Raw genomic sequence first — 15,001 nt, 5'->3', positions numbered from 1 at the left:
GCCGGTGTTCGCGGCTAAAGCCGCTCCCACAGGGTCCCTGCCAATTCAATGAGTCATGTGCGGTTCCATGAGGGCGGGCCAGTCCGTTCCACCGTAGCGTCCTGTCGATCAAGGCTTGAGCGCCCACGCTGTGCAAATACGGTTAACATGCTCCAGGCCTGCCCCCATCGTTGAAGAGAGTTGTATGGAGTTACGTCAGCTTCGCTATTTCCTGAGTGTTCTGGAGTACGGCAGTCTTGGCAGGGCGGCGGTCGAGCTCGGGGTCGGCGCCTCCGCACTGAGCCAGCAACTGTCGAAGCTGGAGAGCGAGGTGAGTACCCGGCTTTTGACACGTTCGAGCACCGGCGTCTCGCCGACGGCGGCGGGCCTGGCCTTTGAATACCATGCGCGCCTGGCGCTTCGTCAGGCGGAGCATGCTGTGCTGGCAGCACAGAGCGGCCGCATGAGCGGCTACGCCAGCGTGGGGTTGGCACCGACCACCGCATCGATTCTTGGCCTGGCGTTGATCGACAGGATGCGCGAACGCTATCCGGACATCCGCCTGCACCTGGTGGAAATGCTGTCTGGCTATCTGATGAACCAACTCAATGCCAGGCACCTTGACCTGGCGGTGCTGTTCCAGGCAGAGACGGGGCCGCGGCTGGATGTCCGGGCGCTTCTGACGGAGCGGCTGTTCGTGCTGGTTCCCGCCCCGCTGGTCAAGGCCGAGTGGGGCGAGTCGCTTACATTGCAACAGATTGCGACGCTCCCCTTGGTGATGCCCAGCACCCAGCATGGTCTGCGTACGACATTGCGCTCGATTTTCGAACGGGCCGGGCTGGAGGCCAGCATCGTCATGGAAGTCGATGGTCTGTCGCTGTTGATGGATTGTGTCTGTGCGGGCCATGCCGCCACCATCCAGCCCGGCGCCACGGTGGCCCGGGCGCATCAGGCGGGCTTGCGCGTGTTTGCCATCGATGAAGCACAGGCGCAGCGTCGCAATGTGATTGTCAGCCTGACCGATGACGAGCTCTCGCCGGCCGCGTTGGCGACACGGATCGTACTGCAGGAGGTCGCTCGGGATCTGGTGGAGCAGGGCCGATGGCCTGGGGCCCGGTTGCTATGACCCAGACTGTGGGTTCATTCATCCAACCCCTTTAGAAAAACTGAATGCCTCCCCCCGACGATCGCGTTTCGCACCCTCCGGGCACTCATTAAAGTCCGTGGCCACGAGGAGCACCCGAACATTCGGCTCTTCGTGACCTGGAGGCGAAATGATCGATGTGCTAGTCATCGGAGGGGGCAATGCCGCCCTCTGTGCCGCGCTGATGGCGCGAGAGTCCGGAGCCAGCGTGCTGCTGCTCGAGGCCGCGCCCCGCGCCTGGCGTGGTGGTAATTCACAACACACACGTAACCTGCGCTGCATGCATGATGGCCCGCAGGACGTGCTGGTCGAGGCTTACCCGGAGGAAGAGTTCTGGCAGGACCTGCTGAAGGTCACCGGTGGCCAGACTGACGAAAAGCTCGCGCGTCTGGTGATTCGCGCGTCCTCCAGCTGCCGCGGGTGGATGCGCCGCCATGGTGTGCATTTCCAGCCCTCGTTGTCGGGTGCGCTGCACACCGCACGGACCAATGCCTTCTTCATGGGCGGCGGCAAGGCGCTGGTCAATGCCTACTTTCGCAGCGCCGAAAACCTCGGGGTGCAGATACGCTACGACACGCCTGTAGCCGACATCGAACTGCAGGACGGACGCTTCGTTGCGGCCCATGTGCCGGCGCGTGAGGTTCAGGGGCGGCAACTGCCCGCCGAGCGCATCGAGGCGCGCACCTGCGTGCTTGCCGCCGGCGGTTTCGAGTCCAACCGCCAGTGGCTGCGCGAGGCCTGGGGGCAGAACGCGCGAGGGGAGTGGCCTTCAGACAATTTCCTGATCCGCGGTACGCGTTTCAATGACGGGGTCTTGTTGCGCCGCATGATCGAACAGGGTGCCGACACGATTGGCGACCCGACCCAGGCGCACATGGTGGCGATCGATGCTCGCGCTCCGCTGTACGACGGCGGCATCTGCACGCGCATCGATTGTGTGTCGCTGGGCGTGGTGGTCAACCGCGACGGCCAGCGCTTCTATGACGAAGGCGAGGACTTCTGGCCCAAGCGCTATGCCATCTGGGGGCGTCTCGTGGCCCATCAGCCCGGGCAGGTGGGGTTCTCGATCATCGACCAGAAAGCGCTCGGTCGCTTCATGCCGCCGGTTTTCCCCGGTGCCAGCGCCGACAGCCTGGAGGCGCTGGCCGGCCTGCTCGGTTTGCCTGTGCAGGCCTTCCTCGAAACCGTACATGCCTACAACCAGGCCTGCCAGGTGGGCACTTTCGACCACACCCGGCTGGATGACTGTCACACCGTGGGCCTGGAGCCGGTGAAAAGCCACTGGGCGCGCCCGATCGATACACCGCCTTACTACGGTTACCCACTGCGTCCTGGCGTGACTTTCACCTATCTGGGGTTGCGCACCGATGAAACTGCCGCGGTCCATTTCGACAGACGTCCCAGTCCGAACCTGTTCGTTGCCGGCGAGATGATGGCGGGCAACGTACTGGGCAAGGGCTACACCGCAGGTGTCGGCATGTCCATCGGCACCGCCTTCGGCCGTATCGCCGGGACCAGCGCCGCTGCGGCGGCAGGTTACGAACATCCAGAAAAAGAGAATCGCCATGACCGTGCAACTGCCTGAACCATGCCAGCCTGATGCCGCCCGGCCGGCCCTCGCACTGATCCCGGTGTTGAACCTGGAGGAGCGGGAAGTGGACCGGCAAATGCGGATCTGCAACGCCTGCCGATACTGCGAAGGCTTCTGCGCAGTATTCCCGGCCATGACCCGCAGGCTGGAGTTCGGCAAGGCCGACATCCATTACCTGGCCAACCTGTGCCACAACTGCGGCGCTTGCCTGCACGCCTGCCAGTACGCCCAACCCCACGAGTTTGCCGTCAACGTGCCCCAGGCAATGGCCAAGGTGCGCGGGCAGACTTACGCCGAGTACGCCTGGCCGGCCCTCTTCGGACGGCTGTATCGGCACAACGGCACCTATGTCGCCACTGCATTGGCCGTCGCCTTGTCGCTGTTCTTGCTGCTGACCTTGTACGTCAACGGCACGCTGCTGCCCGGGCGGTTGGCGGGGAACTTCTATGCGGTCTTCCCGCACAACGCTCTGGCGCTGATGTTCGGTAGTGTCTTTGCCGCTGCAGGTGTGGCCCTGGCGGTGGCGGTACGACGTTTCTGGCGCTCGGTCTCGCCTGCCGAGGCGCTGGCGCAACCGGCCAAAGGGGCAGTGTTCGAGGCATCAAGCGCAGCGTTGACCCTGAAATACCTGGACGGCGGACACGGCCAAGGTTGCAACAATGCCGATGATCGCTACACGCTCTGGCGCCGGCGCTTCCATCACTTCACCTTCTACGGTTTCATGTTGTGCTTTGCCGCCACGGTGGTCGCCACCGGGTATCACTACCTGCTGGGCCAGCAGGCGCCGTACCCGCTGCTGAGTGCACCGGTGTTGCTCGGAACACTCGGCGGCATTGGCTTGATCGTCGGGCCGGCCGGGCTGTTGGCGCTGAACCTGCGCAGGGCGCCGGAGCAGGGCGATGTTGCCCAGCGGCCCATGGACCGGGCGTTCATCCTGCTTCTGCTGCTGGTCAGCGCCACGGGCCTTGCGTTGCTGGGCCTGCGTGATACCGCAGCGATGGCGATCCTGCTGGCGATCCATTTGGGCACTGTGATGGCGCTATTCGTCACGCTGCCCTATGGCAAGTTCGCTCATGGCCTGTTCCGCAGCGCGGCACTGCTGAAGTTCGCGATCGAGAAACGCCGGCCCAACGCCCTGGGGCTGGGAGGAGAGTGAACCATGGACGCCGCCGGTTTTTCCCCTGTGCCGCGCCGCGCGAAACGCAAGGCGTTTCGCTTATCGGTTGGGCCACTTGTCCAGCAGGATCGACACGAACTTCTCCGCTGCTGGCGACAGCGACGCCCCGCGGCGATAGACCAACCCCAGGGTGCGGGTGACCTGGGGTTCGATCAGCGGCACGCTGACCAGCGTCGGGTGGTCGGCGTTGGGCATGGCCAGGCTGGGCATGGCCGACACGCCCAGCCCGGCCTCGACCATGCCCAGCGAGGTGGACAGGTGCTGAACCTCATAGAACCACTTGGGCCGCAGATTGAGCCCGGACAGGGCATGGTCCAGCAGCATCCGGTTGCCGCTCAGTCGGCCTACGCCGATCAGGCGGTAGTCGGCCAGTTCTGTCCAGGTGACGGCTTCGCGGTTCGCCAGCTTGTGGTCCCTGCGGCAGGCCAGCACGAAATGTTCCTGTACCAGGGAGACGAATTCGATGTCCGGGTGCTGGCCGCTCATCATGTTGATGCCGAAATCGGCCTCACCCCGCAACACGGCTTCGAGCCCGTCGTTGGCGCTGAGGTCCAGCAGACGAATGCGGATCTTCGGGTATTGCTCGTTGTAGTCGCGGATCACCGACGGCAGGAAATAGAACGCCGCGGTCGGGATGCAGGCGAGGGTGACCTGGCCGGTCTGTCGTTCGGCGAGTTCGCGAATGCTCAGGATCGAGTCCTCGAAGTCATCCAGCAGGCGCCTGGCCTTGGGCAGGAAGTCACGCCCGACGCTGGTCAGGCTGACGCGACGGGTGGTGCGTTCCAGCAACGACGTGCCCAAGCCTTCCTCGAGCTTCTTGATCCGTCGGCTCAAGGCAGGCTGGGACAGGTGCAGCGCTTCTGCGGCTTCGTGGAAGCTACCGAGTTCGGCGATTTTCACGAAAGATCGTATGTCTTGCAGCTCATATTCCATCTCGGTTCGCTCTTGGCATTGGGCTCTTTATTGATGCTCAAATCGGAACAATGACTACGATATTTGCATTGGATTGATTTATCCATCCCTGTCAATCTTTTGTCCACAGCATCAATGATGTCCATTGATCAACAAGAGTGCGAAATCATGCAACGAATTCCTTGCGTACTCATGCGCGGCGGCACCTCCAAGGGCCCCTTTTTTCATGCATGGGACCTTCCTGCCAATGTGGTCGAACGCGACGAATTGCTGATCAACCTGATGGGTTCCGGGCATGAACTGGAAATCGACGGTATCGGTGGCGGTAGCCCGCAAACCAGCAAGGTAGCGATTGTCAGCCCCTCGCTGCATGCCGACGCCGATGTCGACTACCTGTTCGTGCAGGTCATGGTCGCCCAGCGCCGGGTCGATACCGCGCCCAACTGCGGCAACATGCTGTGCGCCGTTGGCCCGTTCGCCATCGAACAAGGCCTGGTCAAAGGCCAGGACGGCAAGACACTGGTGCGTATTCGCAACCTCAACACCGGTACTTTCGTCAATTCGCTGGTGGAAACCCCCGGCGGCATCGTGCGCTACGAAGGCCGTACGGCGATCGATGGCGTACCGGGCACTGCCGCCCCGGTGCACCTGACCTTCCTCGATGCGGTCGGCAGCAAGACCGGCAAGCTGTTCCCGACTGGCAAGGCCAAGGATGTGATCGATGGCGTATCGGTCACCTGCATCGACATGGCCATGCCGATGATGGTGATTGAAGCCAGCCAGCTGGGTGTCACCGGCTCGGAAACCCCGGCCGAACTCGACGCCAACGTCGGTCTGCTCGAGCGCCTCGAGGCGTTGCGCCTGAAGGCCGGCAAGGCCATGGGCCTGGGCGATGTCAGCGGTATGGTCATCCCGAAGCCGGTGCTGGTGTCCAAGCCCCGCTATGACGGCACGTTGCAGGTTCGCTACTTCATGCCGCACAACTGCCACCGCGCCCTGGCCATCACCGGCGCGATAGGGTTGGCGACTGCCTGCGTCAGCCCCGGTACGGTCATCGGCGAACTGCTGGGCGAGGGTGCCGAGCAACTGGCCGAGGTACGCCTGGAACACCCAAGTGGCGGTATCGATGTCGCGCTGTCACGCAGCGGTGCCGATGGCAAGACGATTCAGGCCTCGGTGGTGCGAACTGCCCGGCGGCTGTTCTCAGGCTTCGTTTACGCCCCTACATTCCGCAGGTTGGCGGGGTAAGCCCAGGCGGTAGCCCAGACCTGTACATTCGCAACAAGCGCATCCGCACAATTTGAACAATGGGTGATGCCTCATGAGACTTGCCAAATCGCTGTACTTCCAGATCCTCTGCGCCGTCCTGCTGGGCGTGGTGGTCGGTCACTTCTGGGCGCAACAGGCCGTTGCGCTCAAGCCTCTGGGTGATGCGTTCATCAAGCTGATCAAGATGATGATCGCGCCCGTGGTCTTCTGCACCATCGTCACCGGTATCGCCGGCATGACCGACAAGCGCTCCCTGGGGCGTTTGATGAGCAAGACCTTGCTGCTGTTCCTGGTACTGACCGTCGTCAGCCTCATGATCGGCCTGGCAGCGGTATACCTGTTCCGCCCGGGCGTCGGCATGAACATCGACCCGGCCACGCTCAGCACCGAGGGGCTCGGCCAGTACGCCGCTTCTGCGGCGAAGCTCAGCGTGGTCGACTTCTTCATGCACATCATTCCCGACACGTTCATCGGGGCGTTCAGCAAGGGTGAAGTGTTGCCGGTGCTGTTCATCGCGGTGCTCAGCGGTTTTGCCCTGTCGTCCATGGGCGAGAAGGGCAAGCCGGTACTCGATGTGCTGGAGTCCGCCTCGACCATGGTGTTCCGCATTTTCGGCTACCTGATGCGCTTCGCCCCGGTCGGTGCCTTCGGTGCGCTGGCCTTCACCGTCGGGCAGTACGGCGTAACGTCCCTGGGCGCACTGGCCAAGCTGGTCGGTACGCTCTACATCGCCTGTGCGTTTTTCGTGCTCGTGGTGCTTGGCGGCATCTGCCGTGCCCATGGCTTCAGCCTGTGGAAGCTGCTGCGCTATTTCCGCGAGGAGTTCCTGGTGGTGCTCGGCACATCGTCCACCGAGCCTGTACTGCCACGCATGCTGGAAAAACTGGAAAAGCTGGGCTGCAAGAAAGGTGTGGTCGGGCTGGTGCTGCCAACCGGCTACTCCTTCAACCTCGACGGTACTGCCATCTACCTGTCGCTGGCGGCGGTGTTCATCGCCCAAGCCTGCAACATTGATCTGAGCCTCGGCCAGACGGTGACGATGCTGGCGATCATGCTGTTGTCGTCAAAAGGCGCCGCGGGTGTGACCGGTAGCGGTTTCGTTGCGCTGGCCTCGACCTTGACCGTCATTCACGACATCCCGCTTGCAGGGCTTGCCTTGCTGATCGGCATCGATCGCTTCATGTCCGAGGCGCGTGCCCTGACCAGCCTGGCCAGCAACGCCGTGGCCACCGTGGTCATCTCACTGTCTGAGAATGCCTGTGAACGGGAAACCTTGCTGCGCCGCCTGAACGGCACCCCGGCTGCACCGGACGTGGCGGACACTGTGCCGGCCGACTGGTCTGCCGAGCCTAGGCATCACGGCTGAAAGCCTCTTCTACCTCCCATTGTTGACTTAGAATCCCACTCAGCATCCCAGCGATGTCGAGTGGGGTAGGGGGCCGTCTGCCTTGGCGATGGCCGCAATAGAATAAAAACAAGAGATAAGACCATGCTCGCACTCCTGGGCCTGATCATGGTGGTGACCTTCACCTACCTGATCATGAGCAAACGCCTGTCACCGATCGTTGCGCTTACCGTAGTACCCGTTGTCTTTGCAGTGATCGGTGGCTTCGCCCCCGAACTGGGCAAGATGATGCTCGATGGCTTGAAAATGGTGGCGCCTTCGGCGGCCCTGTTGCTGTTCGCCATCCTGTTCTTCGGCCTGATGATCGATGCCGGCCTGTTCGACCCGTTGATCCGCAAGATCCTCAAGCGCGTCAATGGTGACCCGATCAAGATCGCCATCGGTACTGCGCTGCTGTCCCTGCTGGTGGCGCTCGATGGTGACGGCACCACCACCTACATGATTACCTGCGCGGCCATGCTGCCACTGTACAAGCGCATCGGCATGAACCCGATGATACTGGCAACGGTGTCCATGCTGTCGCTGAGCATCATGAGTGGCATGAGCCCCTGGGGTGGGCCGGCCACCCGGGCCATTGCCGCGCTCGGGCTGGATGCGACCGAGTATTTCATTCCGATGCTGCCGACCGTGATCGGCGGAGCGGCCTGGGTGGTGTTCACCGCCTACCTGCTGGGCCGCGCCGAGCGCCGACGCATCGGCAACATCGCCCTGGAGTCCGGTGGCGGCAACTGCTACATCAAGGAAATCCTCGGTGATAACCCGCACAAGCGCCCACGGCTGGCGTATGTGAACCTGGTGCTGGTGATTGCCGTGATGACGGCTCTGGTGATGGGTGTCATGCACGCGGCACTGTTGTTCATGATCGGTTTCGTCGCGGCGCTGATGATCAACTACCCGCAGCTGGATCTGCAGAAGGAGCGCATCCTCGCCCATTCGGGCAACGCCATGACCGTGGTGCTGCTGGTGTTCGCCGCAGGCATCTTCGCGGGGATCTTCTCTGGCACCAAGATGGTCGATGCCTTGGCGCAGACCCTGGTCGACTGGATTCCCGACGCGTGGAGCCACTGGTTCCCGCTGGTGGTGGCGCTGACCAGCATGCCGCTGACCTTCGTGCTGTCCAACGACGCCTATTACTTTGGCGTGGTGCCGATCCTTGCCAACGCCGCGGCCGCCTATGGCATCGACCCGGTTGAAATCGCCCGCGCCTCGGTGCTGGGGCAGCCGGTGCACCTGATGAGCCCGTTGGTGGCCTCGACCTTGCTGCTGGTGGGCATGGTCGATCGTGACATCGGCGACTTCCAGAAGGCCACCGTGAAATGGGCGGTGCTGACATCGCTGGTCATCACCGCGCTGGCCTTGGTCACGGGGGCCTTGTCCTTCTTCGTCTGATCTGCATGGGGCGCCGCTGGCGCCCACCTCATCCAAGAACAACAACAGAGTACCGAACATGTCCCGAACTGTTTTCCGTGGGGCCACCTGTGGCCTGCTCTGCGGCTGGCTGCCTGTGGCCGGCGCTGCCGGATTCATCGACGACGGCAAGCTCAAATTGCAGCTGCGCAACGTTTACTTCAACGAAAACTTCCGCGACGAACAAGGCATGAGCGCCCGCGCTGCTGCAACTGCCAAGAGTGAGCGGGTGGAGTGGGCACAGGGCTTTTTGCTGGACTACCAATCGGGGTTCACTCAAGGCCCGCTGGGCCTGGGGCTCGATGCCCTGGGGCTTGTAGGCGTACGGCTTGATTCGGGCCGCGGCCGCAGCGGTACCGGCTTGCTGCCGGTGCATGACGATGGCCGTGCGGCTGACGAGTTCGCCAGTGCCGGGGTGACGGCCAAGGCGCGACTGGGGCAGACCGTGGTCAAGCATGGCACCTTGCTGCCCAAGACGCCGGTGCTGGTCTACAACGATGCGCGGTTGTTGCCGCAGACCTACCAAGGCACGCAGCTGACCAGTACCGATGTCGATGGCCTGACCTTGACTGCCGGCCACCTGGACCGCTTCAAGCAGCGGGATTCCTCCGACAGCACGGGCCTGTTCCTGGATGGCTACAGCGGCGGGGAGTCTGGCGACTTCAACTTTGCCGGTGCCGACTATGCCGTCAGCAAGCAGCTGCGCTTGAGCTACTTCCACGGCCAGCTCGAACACTTCTACCGCCAGGACTATGTCGGCCTGGTCCATGACCTGCCGTTGGCCGGCGGGGTGTTCACCACCGACCTGCGCTATTTCAAGAGCCGCGACAGCGGAGCCGCTCACGGTGGCGAGATCGACAATGACATGTTCAGCGGGCAGCTGTCCTACACACACACCGGGCACACGGTCGGTGCCGGTTACCAGGTGCTCGACGGCGAGGCCGGGCTGCCGTACATCAGCGGTGCGACGGTCTACTCGTTCAGCAACGTGGGTATCGGCAAATTCATCGAGGAGGAAGAGAAAACCTGGATGGCGAGCTATGCCTACAACTTTGCAGCAGCCGGTGTCCCCGGGCTCACGTTCATGGCGCGCTACCTGAGCGGCGACAACGGTCGCTCCGCTGATGCCGGGCTAAGCGAGTGGGAGCGTGACGTGGAGCTTGCCTACGTGGTGCAGTCCGGGCCGGTGAAAGGGTTGGGCGTGAAACTTCGCAACTATGTCTACCGTTCTGACTTTTCCCGAGGTCGCGACAGCAACCGGATCTACCTGACCTACGATATAGCGGTTTGGTAATGCGGCGGCGCGAGCATGCGCTCTTGGAGCGCTTGCTCGCCAGGTGCAGGCAGAAGAACGAATCACGCTCCGGACGGCTGTGGCGCTTTCTTGCCTAACCGGATCAGCTCGTTGGAGAAACACAGTCCGCTGAGAATCAACCCGGCCCCAAGGTACAAGGTGTCTCGAGGTACCTCATTGAGGATCATGAACGCCAGCAGCGCGGCAAACAGCGGTTCAGTCAGTTCCAGTGCCTGGACCTGCGATGGCTTCAGGTACTCGATGGCCTTGGTGGTACAGAAGAAGCCGAGGATGGTCGGTAACGCAGCCAGAGCCAGCAGCGCCATGACCGCCGCCAACGAAAGCTCTCCGATGATGAACCCATCGGTCGCAGCTGGCATCAGCAGGTAAAGACTGCCGAAAAACAACAGTTGGCGAGTGAAATGCAGCCCCCCGGAAACGCCCATGCGCTTCATGGCAACCGAAAATGCGCCATAACCGCAGCCTCCGATCGAAGCGAGCACTGCGCCTTGCAGCGTGAAGCCTTGTTCCAGATCGGCTCCGAAAATCACGGCTATACCGGCTATCGTCAATCCGGCGCCTACCGTCGCGTTGGCGGTGATTGGGTCCTTGAGGACTATCCGTCCCAGCAGTATCGAAGAAATGGAGGCACTCGCCATCAGGATCACCACGACACCTGCCGCGGCGTAATGGCTATAGGCTGAGGTTTCAAAGTGGAACAGCACGAAAATGCCGAGAAAGGCGCAAACAGCGGCAGGGAGCCACTTGGCCGTATGCAGGGGCCGCTTGAGGAACATGAGCAAGGCTGACAGCAGCAGGCAACCAAGTACGGTTTTTATCAGGGCGATGCTGCTGGAGCTGAATCCACTGTTCATCAACACCTTGCTGAGTACGCCGATCGTTGCATTCAGTGCTGCGGCGCAGAGTGCAAAGAGGACGCCTTTGCCGAAATGAGATTGCATCAATACGTTCCTTGTCATTGGCTTTATACATTCGCCCCGTCGACATGCAGGCGATTGCGGCCCGCTTGCTTGGCGATATAGAGCGCCTGGTCGGCGCGTTCAATTAGCGATGGCGGGCTGTCGAGGGCCGTTCCATCGGAGCAGGCGATGCCGATACTGGCGGTCACATGCCCGAAAGGGCTACCTTTGTGAGGGATAGGTTGCAGGGCCAAACGCTCGAGTATCAGCCTGGCAACGACGGTCGCTCCGTCGATGTCGGTATCGGGCAGGATTACAGCCATTTCCTCGCCCCCGTAGCGTGCCAGCAGGTCGCGAGGGCGGCGGATGCAGGAAGAGAGCAGGTAAGCCAACTGCTGCAGACAGGCATCGCCAGCCGGATGCCCATAGGTGTCGTTGTAGCGCTTGAAATGATCGATGTCGATCATCAGCAGAGCCAGCGTGGTCCCATCTCGATGGGCCGTGCGGATCTCCTGGGTCAGCGCCTCGTCAAAGCAGCGCCGGTTGGCAAGCCCCGTCAGCGCATCATGCATCGCTTGGCGTTCGAGCTGTTGGTTGCTCTCAAGCAACTGCTGTTGGGTCAGTCGCAGTTCGTTTTCGACCGCGCTTCGCCGGCTCATGGCTCGAATCAGCAGCCAGCCAATGGTTCCGGTCAGTGCGAGCAGCGCAGCGACCACCAGCGACGACAGCAGCGCCTCGAGCCGCCAGGCTGCAAGTGCTTCCTGCTTGCCCAGCGCGACCGTTGTCACCAAGGGTAGCTTGTCACTCTTGCGAAACGCATAGAGGCGTTCTACGCCGTCCAGGCTGGAGGTGAATGACGCGGTGCCGGCTGACTGGTCGATGAGGTACTTGGCGAAGATTGGCGACTTCGAAAAGTTGCGCCCCATGTCCTGTTCCCGAAACGGATAGCGCACCAGCATGGAACCGTTGGTAAAGGCCAGCCCGATGGCACCGTCATGGCCGACGTCCAGCTTGCCGAAAAGTTGCAGGAAGTTTTCCACGCCGAGCGTCATGGCAACAACGCCGGCGAATTCACCGCGGCCGTCGTTGAATCGCCTGCTGATGGTGATCACCCATTCCTGAGTGACGCGGCTTCGGATTGGCAAGCCGATGAAGGGGTCGCGGGACGGGTCGTCACGGTGGTGGATAAAAAAGGCCCGGTCGCTGCTGTTGGCGCCGACGGGAGTCGGACGGTTGGACGACATGAGCCAGCGCCCATCCTTGGCATAGATGGTGATGCCGCTCATTGGCGGCATCAATGGTTGCTGACGCTTGACCAGCTGACCCAGCCGCTCGATCTGTGCAGGTTCGGTGCCCTCGGTTTCCAGGCGCTCGACCAGCCCGAGCAACAGCATTGAGCTCTGCCGGACGATACCTTCCGAATAGGTGGACAGTGCCTGGGTCAGGTTCAGGCCATGGACATTGATGTCTTCCAGGGCGCGCTCGCGAGAGGCCATGACCTTCCACAGCGTTAGCGAGGCGAGAGAACAACCTATGACCGATAGCAGTAGCACAACAAGGTGGATGTCACGCTTCACGTCAATTCACACGCCTTTTTCCCTAAAGACCAAGCTGAGCGCCGACACGCTGTAACTAACCAAACGGTCAGGATGTAACTATCTGGTCCATGCCCAAAAATATAGCACCTAAATTATTGGAATGTCCGACAGAATTACGCGAGCTGAAGTTTTCCTTGAGGGCGCGAGTCGTTATCTTCCAGCCGGGTTTTCAGAAGAGTCAGCATGGTAATCAGGCAAGTAACCCTGGACGTAGCGCACGGTCTTCTCCAGCGTTCGCGCCATGTCGGGATGTGCCAGCTGATACTTTCGTTCCAATTGCTGGCTGTTACGCATGTCGAAGCGCTGTGTCTGAATGAAGTTCAATGACTCGGCGCTGATCGCGAATCGGGCCGCCAGTCCGGGAATCATCAATAGCCACTTGAGCAACCCTATCGGTACATGGCGGCGGGGGGCCTTGATCTTCAGCGTTTTTGCCAGTTGTTCGAGCATACCCTGCAAGTTCGGGGTGTGCTCATAGAGCGCCAGGACCTCCCGGTTGGCCATCGAGGGATCGAACGCCACGCAGGTCATCATCATCACCAGGTAGTCGACGCTGACCAATGGCAACCAGTGCCTGGCGGAACCGGGGACAGCCTTGAACCGGCCCAGGGCCAGATTTCGAATCAGTTCGGCCAGGGGTTGTCCTTCAGGGATGTGCCCACTCTCGCTGTGGCCACACACCGTGGCGGGATGAACGATGGAGTAGTCCGCGCCCACCTCCTGCATGAAACGGATGACTGCAAAATGGGACTCCAGCTTGCTGCCTTCGTAGCCACCGGCACGGCTGTAGACTGCGGGCCAATTGGTGTTTTCAGGGCGCTCGTTATCAACCCCGATACTCGCAAGGTGGGTAAGGTTCTGCAGCATATAGCCGCCCACCATCAGTAATCGGACGCGCTGGCTCGCCGCGAGCCTGGCGACTCTCAGCGCTCCTTGTACATTGACTGCGCGGGCCTGTTCCATTGTCAGGCCCCAGGTAAACTGCGCCGCGAGGTGGAAGACAACAGCGGCCGAAGACACGCATTGCTTGTCTGCTTCACTGAGTCCAAGTCCCTCCCTGCTGATATCGCCTTCAACTGCATGGATATAGGCAGGGTCACCGCCCAGTCGGCTTACCTGGGCTCTCAGGCGCTCGATGTTTTCGGGGTTACGCATAAGTACCCGGGTCGTGTGCCCTGTTGCAGTAAGGTGGGCCAACAAGTGTTGACCCACAAACCCACTGCCGCCTGTGACGAAGCATTCCACGCTCATGTCTGAACCCTTGTATGGATGATTGGCGCAGGCTAAGGTGTAGAGCGTACTCGACAGTCAAGGGATTTTTGCTGTGAATATTGGTGAGTTGGAGCGCCGCAGTGGAATCGGCCGCCATACAGTGCGTTATTACGAGCAACTCGGGCTAATCGTGGCCCATCGACAAGCCAACAACTACCGCAGCTATAGCGACCAGACCATTGTTGATCTGGCCTTTATCCAGAGTGCCCAGAGCGGCGGTTTTTCACTCGCCGAGATCGGCGACATCCTTGCAGCCAAGCGGGGCAATACGATCGATTGCGCGCAAGGCGCGGTCCTCGTCGCCAGCAAGATGGCCGAAATTCAAGCGAAGATCACCACGCTGCAGGCCGCCTATGTGTTTCTCGACGCGGAGCGTGCAAAGCTTGAAGCCAGCGCCATTGCCAACGGACTGACTGTTCCTCAGTTTCCTGCCCAGCTTTAAGGCCGATGGTGTCCGCGTATTTCTAAGCGGACGCGATCACCCTTATCGCCAGGATTTTCATGCGCCAACGAAGCTCTTGCCCGACACCATTCAAAGCCCAGGTCGATCCGGAATGCCTGCAACCTGGCGCAACCGTGTCCAGTGTCGCCATCAGCCATGGCATCAACGCCACCGTCAAATCCTGCGACGGTTACTTCATGCAGGGCGATCTGGATATTTCGTCTGTTTAGCGGGTAGACCATTGTGTTCCTCTTGGGTATTGCGAGCGCTGGTGTGCTGATGGCCACAGCAATTGTCATGCTCACCCCTTCCACCGTGTTCATGTCCGCCATTCCCATGTCCACGGTGCATGAAAAAGTGCATCAGTGGACAGGCCAGTAGCAGCAGGAATGGCAGATATGGAAGGACGTGAGCCCTATGCTCGGTGAACAGGAAATAGCCCGCGATGACCAGAAAACCTAAAAAGTACCAGTTGGTGCCCCGTGCGCGGTTCTGGGGCAAGTGCTGATGGCTCATGATGGCACTCCTTGGAGGGAACGGGAGTGAGGTCGTGACGCAAGGCCACTTCCAGTTTGGCTGGCGCGATCGTAG

At 61.3% G+C, this 15,001-nt stretch carries 13 protein-coding genes; 8 read left to right on the top strand and 5 right to left on the bottom strand.

The genetic code is table 11. The annotated features are described in order from the left end of the window. Window positions 1-184: 184 nt before the first annotated feature. The 3 genes from M2S36_RS02445 to tcuB all read left to right on the top strand — a co-directional run bounded on the left by M2S36_RS02445 (window position 185) and on the right by tcuB (window position 3,870). Window positions 185-1,105, top strand: coding sequence for a LysR family transcriptional regulator (locus tag M2S36_RS02445; protein ID WP_233687488.1), 921 nt, complete (start codon window positions 185-187; stop codon window positions 1,103-1,105). Between the two features lie 148 nt (window positions 1,106-1,253). Beyond that, window positions 1,254-2,708 carry an FAD-dependent tricarballylate dehydrogenase TcuA gene (tcuA, locus tag M2S36_RS02440; RefSeq protein ID WP_333956648.1) on the top strand — a complete coding sequence of 485 codons (1,455 nt, stop codon included), beginning with the start codon at window positions 1,254-1,256 and terminating at the stop codon, window positions 2,706-2,708. Beyond that, window positions 2,689-3,870, top strand: a complete 1,182-nt coding sequence (tcuB, locus tag M2S36_RS02435) for a tricarballylate utilization 4Fe-4S protein TcuB (protein WP_333956647.1) — start codon at window positions 2,689-2,691, stop codon at window positions 3,868-3,870. Before tcuA ends, tcuB begins: the two co-directional genes overlap by 20 nt. Window positions 3,871-3,930: 60 nt before the next feature. On the opposite strand, the gene M2S36_RS02430 is transcribed toward tcuB, so the two are convergent. After that, window positions 3,931-4,824 carry a LysR family transcriptional regulator gene (locus tag M2S36_RS02430; RefSeq protein ID WP_016714082.1) on the bottom strand — a complete coding sequence of 298 codons (894 nt, stop codon included), beginning with the start codon at window positions 4,822-4,824 and terminating at the stop codon, window positions 3,931-3,933. A gap of 147 nt (window positions 4,825-4,971) precedes the next feature. Here M2S36_RS02430 and M2S36_RS02425 point away from each other — a divergent pair, with 147 nt between their 5' ends. The 4 genes from M2S36_RS02425 to M2S36_RS02410 all read left to right on the top strand — a co-directional run bounded on the left by M2S36_RS02425 (window position 4,972) and on the right by M2S36_RS02410 (window position 10,178). Next, on the top strand, window positions 4,972-6,051 hold the full coding sequence (locus M2S36_RS02425; protein WP_082888347.1) for a 4-oxalomesaconate tautomerase: 1,080 nt from the start codon (window positions 4,972-4,974) through the stop codon (window positions 6,049-6,051). A gap of 73 nt (window positions 6,052-6,124) precedes the next feature. After that, window positions 6,125-7,438, top strand: a complete 1,314-nt coding sequence (gene dctA / locus M2S36_RS02420) for a C4-dicarboxylate transporter DctA (protein ID WP_207830256.1) — start codon at window positions 6,125-6,127, stop codon at window positions 7,436-7,438. Between the two features lie 123 nt (window positions 7,439-7,561). After that, window positions 7,562-8,866 (top strand): CitMHS family transporter, encoded by a 1,305-nt coding sequence (locus M2S36_RS02415; protein WP_063913523.1) that lies wholly within the window; start codon window positions 7,562-7,564, stop codon window positions 8,864-8,866. Window positions 8,867-8,924: 58 nt separating this feature from the next. Beyond that, window positions 8,925-10,178 carry an OprD family porin gene (locus M2S36_RS02410; protein ID WP_207830254.1) on the top strand — a complete coding sequence of 418 codons (1,254 nt, stop codon included), beginning with the start codon at window positions 8,925-8,927 and terminating at the stop codon, window positions 10,176-10,178. Between the two features lie 62 nt (window positions 10,179-10,240). On the opposite strand, the gene M2S36_RS02405 is transcribed toward M2S36_RS02410, so the two are convergent. From M2S36_RS02405 to M2S36_RS02395, 3 genes are all read right to left on the bottom strand, one after another. After that, entirely contained in the window at window positions 10,241-11,140 is a 900-nt protein-coding gene (locus M2S36_RS02405) for a DMT family transporter (protein WP_233687484.1), read from the bottom strand. A 23-nt stretch (window positions 11,141-11,163) separates the two neighbouring features. Continuing rightward, window positions 11,164-12,675, bottom strand: a complete 1,512-nt coding sequence (locus M2S36_RS02400) for a sensor domain-containing diguanylate cyclase (protein ID WP_207830251.1) — start codon at window positions 12,673-12,675, stop codon at window positions 11,164-11,166. A 171-nt stretch (window positions 12,676-12,846) separates the two neighbouring features. Beyond that, complete coding sequence (locus M2S36_RS02395; RefSeq protein WP_207830249.1) at window positions 12,847-13,947, bottom strand: SDR family oxidoreductase; 1,101 nt, start codon at window positions 13,945-13,947, stop codon at window positions 12,847-12,849. A 73-nt stretch (window positions 13,948-14,020) separates the two neighbouring features. On the opposite strand from M2S36_RS02395, the gene M2S36_RS02390 reads away from it, so the two are divergent. Beyond that, a complete protein-coding gene (locus M2S36_RS02390; protein WP_207830246.1) occupies window positions 14,021-14,410 on the top strand; it encodes a MerR family transcriptional regulator in 390 nt (129 codons plus the stop codon). A gap of 195 nt (window positions 14,411-14,605) precedes the next feature. Here M2S36_RS02390 and M2S36_RS02385 read toward each other — a convergent pair whose 3' ends face one another. Next, complete coding sequence (locus tag M2S36_RS02385) at window positions 14,606-14,926, bottom strand: DUF2933 domain-containing protein (RefSeq protein WP_207830242.1); 321 nt, start codon at window positions 14,924-14,926, stop codon at window positions 14,606-14,608. Window positions 14,927-15,001: the final 75 nt, after the last annotated feature.

This window comes from Pseudomonas sp. SF2 (genome assembly GCF_036858055.1).
Lineage (GTDB): Bacteria > Pseudomonadota > Gammaproteobacteria > Pseudomonadales > Pseudomonadaceae > Aquipseudomonas.
This window is presented reverse-complemented; position numbering and strand designations above follow the sequence as displayed.